At 33.0% G+C, this 18,324-nt stretch carries 15 protein-coding genes and 1 other RNA gene; 12 read left to right on the forward strand and 4 right to left on the reverse strand.

What is annotated here, in order from left to right:
- Window positions 1-22: 22 nt before the first annotated feature.
- Window positions 23-2,407, reverse strand: a complete 2,385-nt coding sequence (locus FD18_RS06825; RefSeq protein ID WP_057719194.1) for a PBP1A family penicillin-binding protein — start codon at window positions 2,405-2,407, stop codon at window positions 23-25.
- Between the two features lie 12 nt (window positions 2,408-2,419).
- Window positions 2,420-3,031, reverse strand: a complete 612-nt coding sequence (gene recU, locus FD18_RS06830; protein WP_057719195.1) for a Holliday junction resolvase RecU — start codon at window positions 3,029-3,031, stop codon at window positions 2,420-2,422.
- Between the two features lie 67 nt (window positions 3,032-3,098).
- Between recU and FD18_RS06835 the strand changes: the two genes are divergently transcribed.
- The 5 genes from FD18_RS06835 to FD18_RS06850 all read left to right on the forward strand — a co-directional run bounded on the left by FD18_RS06835 (window position 3,099) and on the right by FD18_RS06850 (window position 7,140).
- Entirely contained in the window at window positions 3,099-3,668 is a 570-nt protein-coding gene (locus FD18_RS06835; protein WP_057719196.1) for an SLOG family protein, read from the forward strand.
- Window positions 3,669-3,871: 203 nt separating this feature from the next.
- The gene (locus FD18_RS06840; protein WP_057719197.1) at window positions 3,872-4,315 is read left to right on the forward strand and encodes a DivIVA domain-containing protein; all 444 of its coding nucleotides are present in this window, start codon (window positions 3,872-3,874) and stop codon (window positions 4,313-4,315) included.
- 24 nt (window positions 4,316-4,339) lie between these two features.
- An RNA gene (gene rnpB / locus FD18_RS09445) (RNase P RNA component class B) lies at window positions 4,340-4,707 on the forward strand.
- A 73-nt stretch (window positions 4,708-4,780) separates the two neighbouring features.
- Window positions 4,781-5,905 carry a THUMP domain-containing class I SAM-dependent RNA methyltransferase gene (locus FD18_RS06845; RefSeq protein WP_057719198.1) on the forward strand — a complete coding sequence of 375 codons (1,125 nt, stop codon included), beginning with the start codon at window positions 4,781-4,783 and terminating at the stop codon, window positions 5,903-5,905.
- Between the two features lie 2 nt (window positions 5,906-5,907).
- Window positions 5,908-7,140 (forward strand): metallophosphoesterase, encoded by a 1,233-nt coding sequence (locus FD18_RS06850; protein WP_057719199.1) that lies wholly within the window; start codon window positions 5,908-5,910, stop codon window positions 7,138-7,140.
- A gap of 40 nt (window positions 7,141-7,180) precedes the next feature.
- Here the strand turns inward: FD18_RS06850 and FD18_RS06855 are convergent, their stop codons facing one another.
- Window positions 7,181-8,104 carry a DegV family protein gene (locus FD18_RS06855; RefSeq protein ID WP_057719200.1) on the reverse strand — a complete coding sequence of 308 codons (924 nt, stop codon included), beginning with the start codon at window positions 8,102-8,104 and terminating at the stop codon, window positions 7,181-7,183.
- Window positions 8,105-8,237: 133 nt separating this feature from the next.
- Here FD18_RS06855 and FD18_RS06860 point away from each other — a divergent pair, with 133 nt between their 5' ends.
- The 6 genes from FD18_RS06860 to FD18_RS06885 are packed head-to-tail and all read left to right on the forward strand — an operon-like array spanning window position 8,238 to window position 15,878.
- On the forward strand, window positions 8,238-8,582 hold the full coding sequence (locus tag FD18_RS06860) for a hypothetical protein (protein ID WP_057719201.1): 345 nt from the start codon (window positions 8,238-8,240) through the stop codon (window positions 8,580-8,582).
- Window positions 8,579-10,258 carry a formate--tetrahydrofolate ligase gene (locus FD18_RS06865; protein ID WP_057719202.1) on the forward strand — a complete coding sequence of 560 codons (1,680 nt, stop codon included), beginning with the start codon at window positions 8,579-8,581 and terminating at the stop codon, window positions 10,256-10,258. The genes FD18_RS06860 and FD18_RS06865 overlap by 4 nt, the downstream gene beginning before the upstream one ends.
- Complete coding sequence (lspA, locus tag FD18_RS06870; protein ID WP_057719203.1) at window positions 10,258-10,722, forward strand: signal peptidase II; 465 nt, start codon at window positions 10,258-10,260, stop codon at window positions 10,720-10,722. The genes FD18_RS06865 and lspA overlap by 1 nt, the downstream gene beginning before the upstream one ends.
- Before the next feature lie 14 nt (window positions 10,723-10,736).
- Window positions 10,737-11,651, forward strand: a complete 915-nt coding sequence (locus FD18_RS06875) for an RluA family pseudouridine synthase (RefSeq protein ID WP_057719204.1) — start codon at window positions 10,737-10,739, stop codon at window positions 11,649-11,651.
- A gap of 3 nt (window positions 11,652-11,654) precedes the next feature.
- Window positions 11,655-12,710 (forward strand): carbamoyl phosphate synthase small subunit, encoded by a 1,056-nt coding sequence (locus tag FD18_RS06880; protein ID WP_057719205.1) that lies wholly within the window; start codon window positions 11,655-11,657, stop codon window positions 12,708-12,710.
- A gap of 3 nt (window positions 12,711-12,713) precedes the next feature.
- Window positions 12,714-15,878 (forward strand): carbamoyl phosphate synthase large subunit, encoded by a 3,165-nt coding sequence (locus tag FD18_RS06885; protein ID WP_057719206.1) that lies wholly within the window; start codon window positions 12,714-12,716, stop codon window positions 15,876-15,878.
- An 86-nt stretch (window positions 15,879-15,964) separates the two neighbouring features.
- On the opposite strand, the gene FD18_RS06890 is transcribed toward FD18_RS06885, so the two are convergent.
- Window positions 15,965-17,656: an Rqc2 family fibronectin-binding protein gene (locus FD18_RS06890; RefSeq protein ID WP_057719207.1), complete on the reverse strand. Its 1,692-nt coding sequence runs from the start codon at window positions 17,654-17,656 to the stop codon at window positions 15,965-15,967.
- Between the two features lie 184 nt (window positions 17,657-17,840).
- Between FD18_RS06890 and FD18_RS06895 the strand changes: the two genes are divergently transcribed.
- Complete coding sequence (locus tag FD18_RS06895) at window positions 17,841-18,251, forward strand: MarR family winged helix-turn-helix transcriptional regulator (RefSeq protein ID WP_057719208.1); 411 nt, start codon at window positions 17,841-17,843, stop codon at window positions 18,249-18,251.
- Window positions 18,252-18,324 lie beyond the last annotated feature (73 nt).

Here is an 18,324-nt window from a genome sequence, read left to right on the forward strand (position 1 = left end):
GTGGTATTTCTTTTGCTATATTTTAGTGATTATTGGAGTTGCTTTTCTGATTCTGTTGTTGGTTTTGATTGTTGTTTTGATTATTTTGGTTTTGTTGTTGCGAATTGTTGTTATTTTGTTGATTGTCAGATCTGTTTTCGTTTTGTTGATTATTATTCTGATTATTAGAATTACGATTTTCAGAAGTAGATGATTGTTTTTGACTAGAAGATTGTTGAGATCTACTTGATGATGAAGAGCTAATTTGGGAATGAGATTGTCCCTTAGAAGAAGTATCATCTTCAGTATCAATTCTTGTATCAATGTCATCGTCTTCTTCATCTTTACGTTTGTCAACAGTTACTTCGCTGTATGGATTACTTGGCGCATGTCCCTTAACAAATAATTGCCAACTAGAGTTACTTGCATTTGGAGAAACAACTTTATCCTGTGTACCATTAGCAATTCTGCGTCTAACAACTGTACTTGGTTTGTTCCAATCTTTATTAGCTTTGTCTTTCATTAGGTAGGACATCATTTGTTTATATAAAAGTTGAGCCGATGAGGCACCAACGCCAGATGGTGTACCATCTTTCAAATTATCGTAACCAGTCCAAATTCCTATTGAATAAAGTTTAGTATAGCCAACAAACCAAGAATCTTTTGGAGAATTCTTATATTGAGGATATCTCACTAATTCTTCATCAGAATATTTAACTGTACCTGTTTTACCAGCTTCATAAAGATTTTTAATTCGTGCCTGTGTTCCTGAGCCTTTAGTTAAAACGCCTTTCAGCATATCAGTCATTATGTAAGCTGTTGATTCTTTCATAACCTTAGTACCATTGCTATCATAATTTCTAGTCAAGCCATCGGGTGTTTCAATTTTAGAAACAAATTGTGGTTTATGGTAAATACCATTATTAGCAAATGCTGCAAATGCACCAGCCATTTGCAGAGAAGAAGCATTTGCACCGATCGCAACTGATAAGCCTGAATCAGAGGGAACATTAACACCCATTTTTCTCGCAAATAGTGAGGCACGTGCAACACCAACTTTACTTAAAGTTTTAACTGCAGGTACGTTTCTAGATTGTTCTAGGGCGTGACGCATGGTTATTTTTCCCTCGTATTTGTTATCCCAGTCATATAGCTGAATATTAGTACCAGGGTAGACATATTTAGAATCATCTAACATGTGAGATGTTGGCCAATTTAAATATTCAATCGCTGGACCATAATCTAAGACAGGCTTAATAGTAGAACCGGTAGAACGCCCGGTTTGAACCGCACGATTTAAACCTAATTGAACTGATGGAAGTTTACGTCCACCAATAATAGCAATAATATGTCCTGTTCTTGGATCAACAATTGTAGCACCAACTTGCATCTTATCGTTTGTAAATGGTACAGAACCATCATTTACTAGATCGTAGAGTTTTTGTTGAGCATCTTGATCAATATTGACAGTAATCTTTAAGTTATCGTTATAAGGATTAAATCCTTTACTCTTAACCTCACTAATTACTTCTTTAATATATGGATCATCTACTTTTCTTAATTCTGAAGTAGCATTATTTTTTCTAGGTTGTAATCCTTGAGTGATTGGTTCATTAATTGCCTCTTGGTATTGGGCTTTAGAAATCTTATCATTTCTAAGCATTGATTTTAAAACAATATCACGTCTATATTTAGCTTTTTCAGGATATACATATGGATCATAAGTAACAGGAGCATTAGGCATGCCTGCAAGAAGAGCAGTTTGTGCTAAATCAAGATCTTTTAGATCTTTACCATAGTAATAATCTGCGGCAGTTCCCATACCGTAATTACCATAGTTCATATATACTTTATTAATATAGAATTCTAAAATTTGTTCTTTGCTAAATTCTCGTTCAACCTTCATTGAAAGCCAAGCTTCTTGAGCCTTTCTTCGAAGGGTTCTTTGAGAAGCAGCTGTAGAGAAGACTGAGAGTTTAACTAATTGCTGAGTAATAGTAGATCCACCAGCGGCTACACCTTTACTTCTAGCATTAACTAAAACTGAACCGATAATTCTGATGGGATCAAGTCCAATGCCTTCTTTATAAAAACGTCTATCTTCGACGGAAATGATGGCATTTTTAAGTTCTTTAGGAATCTCTTCATTATTAACATAAGTTCGTTTTTCAGATCCTAAAGAAAGAAGAAACTTACCATCTCTGGTGTACAGACTACTTGTCCCTCCACTTTGAAGTTGAGCTTGCGAAATGCTTGGTGCATCTTTAGCGTAGTATGCAAATAAACCTATGCCAGAAACAACAACTAACATTGCTACAATAAAGAACCACTTAATTACTTGTAGCCAAATTCGTTTGCGAGACTTACCTTTATTAGGGTGAAGGTTTGCCATTCTAGAATTAGTTGGCCTTTGATTATTATCTGCCATTCTTTTTTGTTCCTATCTATCTATAAAATTATCTATTGCATCCAAGTATGGAAGCGTTGGTTGAAATCCACTCTCAATTTCAACAGAATTATCAATCAATTCTTGAAGGGTCATTGAACTCTTATGCGGTGTTCTCCAAGCCTCAATTACGAAGCTGGCAGGAGTTACAAAGTAGCGATTAAGAGTTACAAAACGAATAATTGTAAAGCAGATTCCTTTTTGCTTTAAACATCTTTCAAGATGAATAATTTGATGTTCATGGAAGTTCTTTAAAGGAAACGATCTTTTATTTCTGGTTTCCTTTGCTTCAAAGTCTAAATATTTTCCTTGATATACGCCATTATAATCCGTTGTAGAGGCTTGCCGAAAGTATGCTTCTTTAATAACTGCACGGGAGCGTTTAGGATAATCAACTTTAACAATCTGAACCGGAGTTGGCTTTTTGTGAACTACAGCAATATCTTCAAGAAGATAATATTTATTTGATTCATTTATTTGCTGTTCAAGGTTCATTCCACGATCAGAGAATACTACATCTTTGCGATGTTTTTGTTTTCTTGGATGCAAAAGGTCAGTTTGATCTTTAGTATAATGTGTTAAACTGCCTGTTGGATATTTTACCATCAACATCACTCCTGTTTAGAATTATAGCAAAGATTTTAAATCATTTTTAGAGAAAGAGGAATCAGTAATGAAGCGTTTGTGGGTTACTGGATATCGTTCTTATGAATTAAGTATATTTAGTGATAAAGATCCAAAATTAGCTGTAATTAAATATGCACTAAATAATTATTTTAAAAGATTACTTGAAGAAGGAAAAATAGATTGGGTAATTAGCGGGGCAAATCTTGGAATTGAACAGTGGGCTTTAGAAACAGCAGTTCAACTACAAGATGAATATGATATTCATACAGCCTTAATGACGCCATATCTTGAATTTTCTAAAAGATGGAATGAAAATAACCAAACGAAATATCAAAATTTACTCGAACAAGTTGATTTTACAGCTTCTACGTCGAATTATCCTTATATGAGTCCATCTCAATTAAAAAATTATCAGAATTTTATGCTGGGGCATACTGATCGTGCGGTTTTAATCTATGACCCAGAGCATCCTGGTAAGCCTAAGTACGATTATGATGTTATAGAAAAATATCAAGAACAACATGATTATCCAGTTGATATAATTGATTTTTATGATTTGCAAGAAGCTGCAGAGGAATATGAAGAAAATCATCGACAAGAAAATGATTTTTATTGATTATTTATCGATACTTAAAAATATAAATCTAATATAATAAAAAATCTTTTAGAAAATCTCACTATTATTGCTTGAAGAAAGCTTATAACTTATACTAGTTGTATACGATAAAGTGAGTGCCATTGAGCTATAAACTAGTTAACACTTTATCGCCTAAATAAAAAACAGACAATTGTCTGCAAATAAGGAGTTTGACGAAACAAATGGCAAGTTTAAATGATATTCAATTAAATCCACAAAGTATTTTAAAAAAACAATTTAGAACTAAGATGAAGGGCTATGATTCGGACGAAGTTGATTCATATCTTGATACAATTATTTCTGATTATAGTACCTTTGCTACAATTATCGAAGATTTACAAACTCAAATTAGTGAGTTAAAAGAACAAAATAAGAATAATCAAGCATCAAGTCAAAGTACAGCGCCAAAATTAGACTTTAAAAATGAAGAAATTGAAGATGACGTTAAAACTTATACGCCTCACACTGTACAAAAGCCTGCTATCAGTAGTAATACTGATGACAAGGAAACACCAGAATTAACTACCAATGTTGCTATGATTCAACGTATTTCTACTTTAGAGCGTAAAGTTTACAATCTTGAACAAAGAATGAATCAACAAGATAGAACTTACCAAGCTAATTAAAACTATGATATAATAGTTATTGCAAATTTCGAGCGATCGCGGTTAACTTATGTTAGCTGAGGAAAGTCCACGCACGCACAAGCTGAGATGCTTGTAGTTTTTGTACTCAGCCCAATAAGCTGGGGGACTTGTTTTTAACAAGTTACGGCGGAAAAAGCACTAAATCATTTTTTGACATGTGTGACTATCCTGAAAAGTGCCACAGTGACGAAGCAGTAAAGGAAACTTTACTGGTGGAACGAGGTAAACCCTGCAAGCGGGCAACCCAAATTTGGTAGGGGCGCTTTTGTCTAAGCAAATGAACTAAAGACAAAGTCATTTTTATGAAGATAGATGGTCGCTGAAGATAGGATTTAACCGGATCCTGTTGGAACAGAACGTGGCTTATAGAAATTTGTAGGTTAGGGTTGAGCTTTGGCTCAACCTTTTTTTATAGAAAAGTTTAAGAAGATAGAGAAAATAACGATGAAAGAATATACATTATATGCAACAATGGGAGCTGGTTTTGAGAGCGTTGTTGCTAAAGAGTTAAATAATTTAGGCTATAAAACAAGTACAGAGAATGGACGTGTCTTTTTCAAAGGAACACAGGAAGATATTGTTAAAACAAACTTGTGGCTTCGAAGTGCTGATCGAGTAAAAATTTTGCTAAAAGAATTTAAAGCTACTAGTTTTGATCAACTATATGATGAAGTCTATAGTTATGATTGGGCAGAATTATTACCAGTAGATGCTCAATTCCCGGTAAAAGGAAGAAGTGTACGTAGTAAATTACATTCTGAGCCAGATGTACAATCAATTGTAAAAAAGGCCATCGTAGATAAGCTAACAGATCAATATCGTAGACGTGGCTTTTTACCAGAAAGTGGTGCCGAATATCCATTAGATATACATATTTATAAAGATGTGGCACGTCTAAGCTTAGATACTACTGGACAAAGTTTGTTTAAACGTGGGTATCGTGTTGAACATGGTGGTGCACCTTTAAAAGAAAATTTTGCTGCAGGATTAATTGAATTAACACCATTTGATGGTACACATCCCTTTATTGATCCAATGACTGGATCAGGAACAATTGCCATTGAAGCTGCTTTAAAAGCTAAGAATGTGGCCCCAGGCATTTGGAGAAAATTTGCTTTTGATAATTTTGATTGGTTTGATAAAAAACTTCATCCTGAATTAGTAGAAAAAGCAAAAGCTCAAGAAAAGCAAGATCATGCACCAATTTTAGCAAGCGATATTGATCAATCAATTTTAGAAATTGCAAAGGTTAACGCTCATAATGCTGGAGTATTACAAGACATTAAATTTAAACAAGTTGCTGTAAAGGACTTTTCAACTGACTTAGAAAATGGCGTTATTATTGCTAACCCTCCTTACGGTAAACGACTTAAAGATCGTGAAGCAGCTGAAAAAATTTATGAAGAGATGGGACAAACTTTACGACGACTTTCTTCGTTTAGCCAATACTATTTAACTTCTGATCCGCAATTTGAAAAGTATTTTGGTGCTAAGGCCACTAAAAAGAGAAAATTCTATAATGGTAATTTAAGAACGGATTATTATCAATATTGGGCAAATAAGAGATAAGAATGTTAACGCAAGATAAAAAGACAAGCTTTTGGGTCATTAGCGATACGCATTTAATTGCCGATAGTCTACATGACCATGGGCAAGCTTTTTCACAAATGCAAAAAACTAGTCAGGGTAAAGATCTTTATTATCAAGAAATAGCACTCAGCGCTTTTGCAAGAATGGCAGAAGAAAAGAAGCCAGCAGCAATTATTGTTACTGGGGATATAACCTTTAATGGAGAAAGAGTTTCTGCTGAAAAATTCGCTGAGCTTTTTAAACCACTGACTAAGACAAAATTACTAGTTGTTCCTGGAAATCACGATATTTATGATAGTTGGGCTAGAGAGTTTCGTGGTAAGAAACAATATTATGCTGGTCAAATAAGTCCTAGAATGTGGCGCAACATTTTTAAGAAATCATATGAAAATGCACTTAGTATAGATCGCAATTCGTTAGCTTATAGTGTTCAGCTTAATCCTGATTATTTGCTGATCTTGGCCGATTCTAATGATTACGGAAAAGAAGAATCATCTACTGCACCAGCTACAGCAGGTTTTTTAGGTAAGGAACAAAGAAAATGGATTAAAGAACAACTTCAATATGCGAGTCAAAATAATTTACGCGTGATTTTTTGTATGCATCACAATCTTTATGCTCATAATCTAGCGGTAAATAAGGGATATGTAGTTGACGATTATCGAGAACTACGTAAATTATTGGCTCAATATAATGTAAAGCTAGTTTTTTCTGGTCATATTCATGCTCAAAATATTATGCCACCACAAAATTCGTGTCCGGCTACTGAAATTGTCACAGCTAGCTTTTGTTCTAATGATCAAGGTTATGGTGTAGTTAAGGTTTCTCCTAAAGAAATTAGCTACACTTGCCATCATTTTAAAATGGATGGCTATTTAACTGATAAAGAAAAACAGAACTGGACTTTAACTCATTTTCATGATTATTTAGAAAATATTCAGTTGGGAACTATTTCAGCTGAACTCATGCAGAATGAATTGTATCGAAATCACGATGATTTAATGACCGTTCGACAAATGGGACGTCTTTTTGGCGAGATGAATTATCATTTCTTTACCGGGAAGAATCATATTGACTTAAAGGAACTGCAAAAACTTAAAAAGTCTGTAATTTATCGACGATTAATTGCAGAAAATCCACAGTATGAACTCTATTTACAGACTCTCTACGATACGTCTACGCATGATAATTTACATGTGAAAATTAGATATTAAAAAAGGCGAATACTACATGAGATTTGTAGTGTTCGCCTTTTTAATCTTTAACTGCCTGAGAATTAACATTTAGAAGTGGTTTACCATTTTCATCAAAATAGGAATCTAAGTCTCGACACCAAATCATTGCCATTGTGTGTTGACCAACATGAACTCCAACTACTGGACCGATAATACTTTGATCAACCTTAACTTTAGGAAAACTTGTTTGATAATCGTTAATCCATTCAGCTTCCCTTTCTGCATCATCTGCATGGAAAATTGTTAATTGAATTGGATAAGGCATATTCGACGTTAGCTTATCAAAGTCCTTTTTAATATGATTGTAGGCACGCTTGTATTGCCTTTCTTTAGCAATTGCAGAAATTTTACCTTCGTTTTGTACATCCATTGATAAAATGGGCTTGATTTTTAGAATAGAACCGACAAAGCTAGCCGCATTAGATAAACGACCTGTTCTCTTCAAATGATTTAAGTTGTCTACCATAAATCTTACATCTGTAGTGTTTCTTAAGTCTTTTAGGTCATGCATGATTAAGTCAATATCAGCACCAGCTTTTACTAGTCGCCCAGCTAAAATAGCAGCATCTGCTTCACCCGCACAGGTGATTTTACAGTCAAAGGGATGAATCTTAATCCGTGTTTCTTCATTTGCTACGCTTAATACATTATTGTAAAAACTAGAGATTCCACTTGAGAGCGTAATAATAATTAAATCTGTGTAACTCTCATCAACATATTTATCAACATACTTTTTAACTGTTCCGACTGAAGGTTGAGACGTAGTAGGAAGAGTAGTAGATGTATTTAGCTTCTCATAAAATTCATGAAAACCAGTATCAATTAAGTCTAGATATTCTTTTTTGTCCCAGATGATTGGAATCGGTAATACATCAATACCGTATTTTTCACATTGTTCTTTAGTTAAATAGGATGAACTGTCAGTTAAAACGCCAATCTTCATAAAGTTATTTACCTCCATATGTTTGCTTAACATTATAGTCTAGAAAGCCTATTTAAACAAAAACGTAAATTTGCGTTATTATTTGTTACAATAAAGGTAATCAATAAATAGGGTGTGACCTAAATTCTAAATCATGAAAAAACATTTTATTTTTTTAGGAGCTCCTGGAGTAATTTATTACTCTTGGCTCTTAGCACTGATTTTTGTAGCCTTTATCATTGGATATGAAAGCAATAAATCAATTAGCTATCCTGCAATTATTTTAGGAGCTATTTTTGTGGTTATTGTTATCTATACTTGGCTTAATTCTTACTTTCAAAAAGAAACAGATGATTTTTGGGTAAAACTACCGTACCGTCAAAAATTTAAGCTTCAAAGTTTAGAAATTAAATGTCAATGGAAGGCATTCGTAATCTATAAAGCAAAAAGTAAAATTAATACTTATTTGTTTTTAGCACTTAAAAGAAAGAAGAAATGAATTTGAAGTCAGATATCGAGATCGCACAAAGTACTAAGGAATTACCAATTACAGAAATTGCCAAAAAAATTGGCCTTAAGCCTGAAGAAATTGAACTTTATGGCAGCGATAAGGCTAAGATTAGCTGGAGTGGTATTAAGCGAATTAAAAAAAATAATAAGCTTGGTAAGCTAATCTTAGTCACTTCAATTAGTCCAACTCCTGCTGGTGAAGGGAAGTCAACCATTACTATTGGGTTAGGGGATGCGATTAGCAACCAACTTCACAAAGATACCTTAATTGCATTAAGAGAACCCTCAATGGGACCTGTTTTTGGGTTAAAGGGTGGAGCTACTGGTGGTGGTTATGCGCAAATTATCCCCATGGAAGATATTAACTTGCACTTTACAGGAGATATGCATGCTCTAACTAGTGCTATTGATACTTTAGCTGCTTTAGTTGATAACTATATTTATCAGGATAATAGCTTAGAGCTAGATCCAAATCGAATTTTGTTAAAACGTGGAATTGACGTTAATGATCGTACTTTAAGGAAAATCACTATTGGACAAGGATCACGTTTTAATGGAATTGAACATGAAGCCAGCTTTGCAATTACAGTAGCTAATGAATTGATGGCTATTTTATGTTTAGCAACTGACATTAATGACCTAAAGAAACGAATTGGAAATATTTTAGTTGGCTTTTCTGTTAAAGATGAACCTGTTTATGTTAAAGACTTAGGGTTTGAAGGAGCTATTGCTGCTCTTTTAGCAACTGCATTAAAGCCTAATTTAGTTCAAACGCTTGAACATACTCCTGCAATTGTTCACGGTGGACCATTTGCAAATATTGCACATGGTGCAAATTCAGTTATTGCTACTAATACAGCTTTACATTTAAGTGACTATGTTTTAACTGAGGCTGGCTTTGGCGCAGATCTTGGTGGACAGAAATTTATGGATTTTGTTTCAAATCACCTAGATAAGCGTCCAGATGCAGTTGTCGTTGTTGCAACTGTTAGAGCATTGAAGTATCAAGCTGAAGGAACAACTGATCACTTAGATGAAGAAAATATCCCAGCACTAGAGAAGGGATTTGCTAACTTAAAACGTCATATGGAAAATATGGCACACTATGGTGTACCGGTAATGGTGTTAATTAATAAATTTGCTAGCGATACTGATCAAGAACTGTCTAAGCTAAAAGAACTTGTTCAAAAGGATGGGTTTGAATGTGAAGTTGTTTCTTATCATGATGAAGGCTCTAAAGGCGGAATTAAGGCAGCTGAGAAGGTAGTAGAGTTAACTAATAAAGTTGGTGACTTTACCTCCGTTTATCAGTCAGAAGATTCTGTTGAAGAGAAAATTAGTAAAATTGCTCATAATATCTATCATGCTAAGGATATTGAATATTCAGATAAGGCTAAGACGCAATTAGCTGAAATTAAGAAAATTGATAAAAATCACTTACCAGTAATTATTGCTAAGACGCAATATAGCTTTACTGATAAAAAGAAGATTTTAGGAGCACCAGAAGACTTTACTTTGCATGTTAAAGATCTGGCATTAAAAAATGGTGCTGGTTTTATCGTTGTTGCAACTGGTTCAATTTTAGATATGCCAGGATTACCGAAACATCCTGCTGCCTTAGATATTGATGTAGATAATGATGGAAAGATTTCAGGATTGTTCTAATGAATAAAGCTAAACAAGCCTTATATTTAATAATTTCTTTATTAGTAGTTATAGCTGATCAGGTTTTAAAAAGTTATATCGTCTCAAATTTTAAAATCGGTGAAGAAAAAACAGTTATTCCGGGTATTTTATCATTTACTTACTTACAAAATGATGGGGCTGCCTGGAATATCTTTAGCGGTCAAATAGTTTTATTCTATTTGATTAGTATCGCTGCAATTGCAGTTGTAATTTATTATCTTTTTAATCCCAGATATAAAAATGGTCTCTTTGATACTGGTTTAGCCTTAGTCTTAGGCGGAATTATTGGTAATTTTATTGATCGCTTACATCTCAAATATGTAATTGATATGCTGCAGTTAGATTTTATTAATTTTAATATTTTTAACGTTGCGGATAGTGCGATTACCATTGGAATTATCCTAGTTTTTATCTATTTAATATTTATTAGTGAAAAGGACTAGAGGACAAGAATTAAATGACTAAAGATTATAGGTTAGTAATTAACGGAGAAAAGGGACGTTTAGATAAAATTATTGCGGATAAAGTCACCGATTTGAGTCGAACTAAAATTAAAGAATTGGTAAATGATCAAAATATTTTAGTTAATGATAAAGCTGAAAAGGTATCTTATAAAGTTCAGTCTGGGGATGTAATTAAGATTACAATTCCTCCGGTTAAGCCATTGACTTTAGAACCCCAAAATTTGCATCTTGATATTGTATATGAAGATGAAGATGTAATAGTTGTTAATAAGCCTCAAGGGATGGTTGTTCATCCCTCAGCAGGTCACCCTGATCATACTCTTGTAAATGGTTTGCTCTACCATACCAAAAATTTAGCTGACAGTTTTGAAAGCTTTCGCCCAGGAATTGTACATCGAATTGACAAAGATACTTCTGGCTTATTAATGGTTGCTAAAAACGATCGTGCTCGCGAAAGTTTAGAAAAGCAATTGGCTAAAAAGATTAATAAAAGAGAATATTTAGCAATTGTACATGGTAATTTTGAAACTAAAAATGGAGTTATTGATGCGCCTATTGGTAGAAATCCTAATAATAGAAAGCAAATGGCGGTTAATCCTAAAGGGAAAGCTGCAGTAACGCATTTCACAGTACTAGAACAATTTAAAAACTATAGTCTAGTTAAGTGTATTCTTGAGACAGGAAGAACTCATCAAATTAGAGTTCATATGAAATATATTGGGCACCCTCTGGCAGGAGATCCACTGTATGGTCCTAAGAAGACGTTAGCTGGTCATGGACAATTTTTACATGCTAAAACTTTAGGTTTTTATCAACCATCAACTAACGATTGGCTTGAATTTACTGCACCATTACCAACAATTTTTGAAAAACAATTAGAAAATTTACGACAAGAAATGAAGCATTAATTTATGAAACGATATTTGATTCTTGAAGATGGAACAGCTTTTTCGGGACATGGATTTGGTGCACCAATTACTGCAACAGGTGAATTAGCCATTCAAACCAGTAACTTTGGTTACCAAGAAGCAATTTCAGATCCAGCAAACTTTGGTAAAATTTTAGCTTTTACAACTCCAATGATTGGCGGTAGTGGAATAAATGCAATTGATTATGAATCGATTGATCCAAGTGTTAGAGGAATAATTGCTAATGACATTGCATTTCATATTTCTGCAAATCCAACTTTTCAAGATCTAGACGATTTTTTAAAAGAAAAGAGGATACCAGCAATTTATGGAGTTGATACCCGAGCTTTAGTCCAAAAGTTAAAAAATAAAAGGGTAATTAAGGCCTCAATTATGGATACTGACGATGCACATGCCTTCGATCAAATTAAGGCTCTTGTCTTACCCAAAAATAAAACGGCACAAATTTCGACAACTCATCCCTATGCGGCACCAAATGTTGGAAAAACCGTAGCAGTTATTGATCTAGGATTAAAGCACTCATTATTACGCTCGCTTTCTTTGCGCAAAATTAACAGTGTTGTTTTACCGTATAATGCATCAATTTATGACATTATTAGTCTTCGTGCAGACGCTATTGTTATTTCTAATGGACCAAGCAGAGTAGAAGAGATAGCACCTTTCTTAAAGCCAGTATTTGATAAATTTTATGGTAAATTACCTATTTTAGGAATTGGGTTAGGCTTTTTAGCTATTAGTAATTATTTGAATTTAGAATTATTAGATTTAATTCCCGCTTATAATGGCAGTAATTTCCCAGTTATTGAACAAACTAATAATCGTATTTGGCAAACAGCCATGAATATCGATCAGTTAGTTGTTCCTGATAGTTTGTCATTAAATTTATCTCGTAAGTATTTTGACCTAAGATCAGATCTTTTAGCTGGCTATTGTATTAAGGAAGATAAAGTATTAGCGGCTGCGTTTAATCCGGAAGGCTCACCCGGAAATTTTGATGCTGCTAGTATCTATGATCAGTTTATGAATATGATGGAGTAAAATATGCCTTTACATAACGAAATTAATAAAGTACTTGTCATTGGAGCTGGGCCAAGTATTGTTGGAGAAGTTTCAGAACTTGATATTCTTGCTAAACAAGCCTTAACAGCATTTGCAGAGAGTAATGTTCAAGTAGTCTTAATTAATCCTAATCCAGCAACTGTTACTACAGATCCTCGAGCTAATGTAAATGTATATCTTGAGCCAATGACGCTACCTTTTGTTAAGCGGATTATTAGAATGGAAAAACCAGATGCAATTATTCCTGCTTTTGGTGGAAAGCCAGCTTTAAAACTGACTAAAGAACTATTAGAGTCTGGTATTTTAACTCAAATGAATATTGAGTTGTTAACAATCAATAGTTTAGCTCTTAGCTTATCAAGCCCACATAACTTTTATACTTTTCTTAAGGCTAATAAGATTTCGGTTGCTAATCAATGGCTTCTTGAAAAAGAAGATGATTTAAAGCGTGTAATTGAACATGCACACTTTCCATTACTTTTGGCAAAAAAACAACACTATCGTCCTGATAATACGATTTCATTAGAGAATTTAAAGCAATTAGAACAATATTTTTTGGATGAAGAAAATGACGATCATTTTCAGTGGAAAGATTATCGTATAAGCGAAGATCTATCAAATTGGGAAGAATTGATCTTTGATATTATTCGAGATAATAATGGTAATTTTTGCTTTGTTGGAAATACTGGAAGCTTGGAGCCTGTTGGTATCAATTCATCTGACTCGTTATTAGTAACGCCGATTTTAACCAGAAATAATAATCAAATTCAGCGATTAAGAAATTGCTGTCGTAAGATTGCTAATTGCCTTAATTTACATGGAGCACTGAGTATTCATTTTGCAGTTAAACAAGCAGGTGAGGACTTTAATTTTAAGGTATTAAGCGTAAAACCACGTTTAACACAAACTAGCTTACTTTCGTATCGAAGTGGCGTATATTCAATTGGGTATGTAACTGCTAAGGTTGCGCTTGGGTATAACTTAAATGAAATTACTGATCCACAGTCTGGAATATCAGCAGCAGTTGATCCGATTCAAGATGCTTGTTTTGTAAAACTACCATATTGGTCATTTACTGAGGCTGGTTATAATCACTATTTTCTCAATAATAAAACTGCTTCTGGAGGTCAAGCATTAGGAGTAGGACGCAACTTTGAAAGTGCATTTTTAAAAGCTTTGCAAGCTACTACAGGTTTTTCAAATAATATAAAAACCTTTGAAAAAGAGTGTAAAAAAAGTGAAGAGCAATTATTGCAAGATCTAAGTAAACCTACTGAACTACATTTAATTATTCTTTTGGCAGCTATTGCTAAAGGAATTAGTTATCATACTTTGCATAAGGTTTTGCATGTGCACCTAGTATTTTTGCAAAAGTTTAATCATATTTTGATTTTACTTAAGAAATTGCAAAATGATGAACTTACTGCTGATTTACTACTTAAGGTGAAAAAAAATGGCTTTTCTAATCGATTAATTGCTGAAGTAACGCATCAAGACGAAAAAGACATTTCTAACCTATGTAAAAAATGGTCAATTAAACCAAGTTATATTGAAATTGATGGGACAGCTGGTTTAATTCATCCTAATATTCAAGCTGTCTATAGTAGTTATGGAATTGAGGATGAAATAAAACCACTTTCTAATGCAAAGAAGTGCCTTCTCTTGGGATTAAAGCCATTTCAGGTATCATTAACAGATGAATTTGATTATATGCTTTATCATGCTGCCGAGACTCTAAAAGAGCAAGGAATAAGCCCAGTTATTATTAGTAACAATCCTGAAAGTATTAGTGCAGCATACAATGTATGTGATCGAGTATATTTTGAACCGATTACGCTAGAAAATATCTTAGATGTAGCTAATAAGGAAAATATTAAAGAAATTGTAACTCAATTTTCTGGTAAACAAATTAATGAGTATCGACTTCAATTACTAGAACATGGATTAGCAATTTTGGCACAAAATAACTTGAATGAGATCTTAAAAGAGGATCATTCTAATGAAGTATATCAAGCAGGCGTTAAACCAGTTCCTGCACTTCAATGTGATAATGAAGATAAAATTTTTGATTTTGTAAAGCAAATTGGATTTCCTGTTTTAATTGGCGGTTCAAGCAATGGTAAGAAGCAAAAATCCGCAGTTGTTTTTGATTTACCTGCACTACAAAGATACATTGCTGAAAATGCATTAGAGCACATAAGTATTTCTAAGTTTATTGAAGGTAAAAAATATGAAGTGACTGCTATTTCTGATGGAGAAAATGTTACTATTCCTGGAATTATTGAACACTTTGAACAAACTGGATCTCATGCCAGTGATTCAATTGCCGTTTATCGTCCGCAAAATCTATCTACTAATGATCAACGTAGATTGAGGGATAGTGCAATTAGTATTGCTACTAATTTACATTTAAAAGGACCAGTTAATTTACACTTTTTACTTGCCAATAATCAAATATATTTGCTACAAATAAAAAGCTATTCTGGTCATAATGTTGCTTTTCTAACTAAGGCATTAAAACGAGATATTACGTCAATTTCTATGCAAGTTTTACTTGGTAAAAAATTATCTGAATTAGAATTATCAAGTGATATTTGGCCTTCGAATGATTTAATTCATGTAAAGATGCCTGTCCTTTCATATTTATCCTATCAGAGTGAAAATACATTTGATTCTAAAATGAAAACATCTGGTAGTGTAATGGGACGTGCTAAACATTTACCTACAGCTTTATTTAAAGGTTACGCAGGCAGTGATTTGATGATTTCAACTTATGGAACGGTCTTTATTTCAGTTAAAGATTCAGAAAAACATAACGCGATTAAAATCGCTGCTAGATTTCATAGATTAGGATTTAAACTTTTAGCAACTGAAGGAACAGCAAATGTATTAGCTGAAGAAGGTATTACAACGGGAATTATTGGGAAGGTACAAGAAGGAAGTAATAGTTTGCTTGAAAAGATTAGACAACATCGAATTAATCTCGTAATTAACGTCACAAGTCTCTCGGATTCGGCTAGTCATGATGCCATTATGATTAAAGATGCCGCCTTGAGTACACATATTCCTGTCTTTTCTAGTTTACAATCAGCACAAGATATCTTAGCCGTTCTAGAAACTTTAGCTATGACTACACAGCCATTGTAATATTTAAATATTTTTTATTATGTAATATAGATATAAAAAATGCTCAAGTAACAGAGGCAACTTCTATCACTTGAGCATTTTTAATTTTATATTTTTTTATTTAAAACATCTTGTTCATTTGGTGTAACTTCAATTGAATTTTGACCAGTATAAATTACAAAACCAGGTTTAGCACCATTAGGTTTCTTAATCTTTTTAACTTGAACATAGTCAACAGGAATATGACTAGAGTTTTTACCCTTTGAGAAATAAGCAGCAATTTCAGCGGCTTCAGCAATATCTTTATCGCTTGGATCCCTGTCTTGTAAGATAACATGGGAACCAGGCATATTTTTAACGTGGAACCAGTAATCTCGCTTATCGGCTTTCTTTAAAGTTAACCAATCGTTTTGATAATTATTTTTACCAACAAGAACTTTTTTACCATCACTTAATTTAAAGGTATTTAAATTCTTTTCATTAATTTTCTTCTTACGACGACGATTATGATTTTGAGATTTTAAGTAGCCTTGATTAATTAACTCGTCGTTTATAGCATCAATATCTTGTGGATCTGCATTATCAATAGCAGTTTGAATTGAATCAAAATAGTCTAGGTTTTCATTTGCAAGTTTAATTTGTTCATTAACATGCTTAATAGAATTTCTTAACTTTTGATAGCGAGTAAAATATTTTTGCGCATTTCTAGCAGGAGAGAGGGCAGGATTAAGTTTGATACTTAAAGGCTGATTATTTTCGTAATAATTAGGTAAATCAATACTAGTCATACCTGCCTTTACTTCATGTAAATAAGCATTAAGTAATTCGCCCTTAATGCGATATTCTTCTGAATTTTCTGCTTGATCCAATTGTTTACGAAGCTTAATAATCTTTTTCTTAAGTTTTTTAATTTCATTATTAACAATATTTTCAATTCGTTTAGATTTTTGTTTTACCCATTCTCGATTAGCTTGTTCACGATAAAAATCATCAAGAACCTTGTTGACGTCATCATTTGAGTAAATTAATTTTAAGTCAAGATGATATGGTAAATAGGTGTATACACGATCTTTATGTTTAATAGTCTGTAAAACATAGCCCTTAGGACGTGCAAATTGATTAAAAAATGTCTGCAATGAACTATAAGAAAAATCATCTTCTAAATAGCCAGTAAATTCTTTTTTATCATCCCCATCTAGTCCATTGAATTGTTTTACAAAGTCCATGGCTTCAGGATATTTATTTTTTAGATCATTAAATTGATCAGCAGATAGTTCAAATCCATTAATTCCTGGCAAAAGTGGTGGTAATTCATAAGGTGCATGTGGTAATAACAACCGAGCACGATTCTCATCAGGATTAATTCTTTTCAGTAAATCAATAATCTTATTATCTTCACTATTATACAAGATAACATTGCTATGCCTACCCATTAATTCGACTGATAAAACAAGTTTCATTTCATCGCCAAGTTCATTACGATTGGAAAAATAAAAATTAACGATTCGTTCTACACCAACTTGTTCGATCTTTTTAAGAATTGAACCCTCTAAATACTTTCTTAATACCATTACAAATGTAGGGGCAACATCAGGGTTAACAATAGAATCATTTGTAAGATAAAAACGAGGTGTTTGAGCATTTGCTGAAATAAGTAAGCGTTGATTTTTACGGTCTTTTCGAAAATTCAGAACTAAATCTTGATCAAAAGGCTGGTATATTTTAGTAAGCTTTCCTCCAACTAGGGTAGGAGAGAGGTCTTGTAAAAGACTATGAATAAATAAGCCATCAAAAGCCATAAGTATCCTCCTTAAAAATAGTACATATATTATACTCTTTAATGTAAAGAATTGTTTCATTCAACAATGTGATTTCTTCACTAATATTGTTAAATCTTCACAAATCTTGTGAAAATTTAAATTATGTCTTAGAATTATTGTTGAATTAGAAAAATTGGGAAAATAAGTATAGGTGGTAAATAACATGAATGTCTTAATATTTAATAGCGTTCGTGAGAATATTAAGCGAGTTATTAATAAAAAGTGTGGGTTAAATCTATCGCAAACTCGTTTATTACTCTTCTTCGATCGTCATAAGAATGAAACTTTAACAATGGGAGAATTAGCACAGGCATTAAGTATATCGCTTTCTACCCTTAGTAGACAAATTAAGCAGAAAAAAACTGCAGCTTTGATTACAGTAGAACGATCAAAAAAAGATTCTAGCAAGTCTTTAAATTTAAATAATGATGGATTGGCTAAGGCACAAGAACTGAAAAAAGTTTTAAAACAGATCGAAGAACAAATATTTTCTACGTGGAGCGATGAAGATATTCAGGATTTTGATAATAAATTGCAAGTTATTGTAAATAATCTTTCGGCAGAAGAAGTATAAATCATCGATTATATTTAAAAATCATTCGTTTTTATGATATAATTTCATTTTGATAAGTAGTATTGCAGCATGC

Source organism: Lactobacillus taiwanensis DSM 21401, assembly GCF_001436695.1.
Taxonomy (GTDB): domain Bacteria; phylum Bacillota; class Bacilli; order Lactobacillales; family Lactobacillaceae; genus Lactobacillus; species Lactobacillus taiwanensis.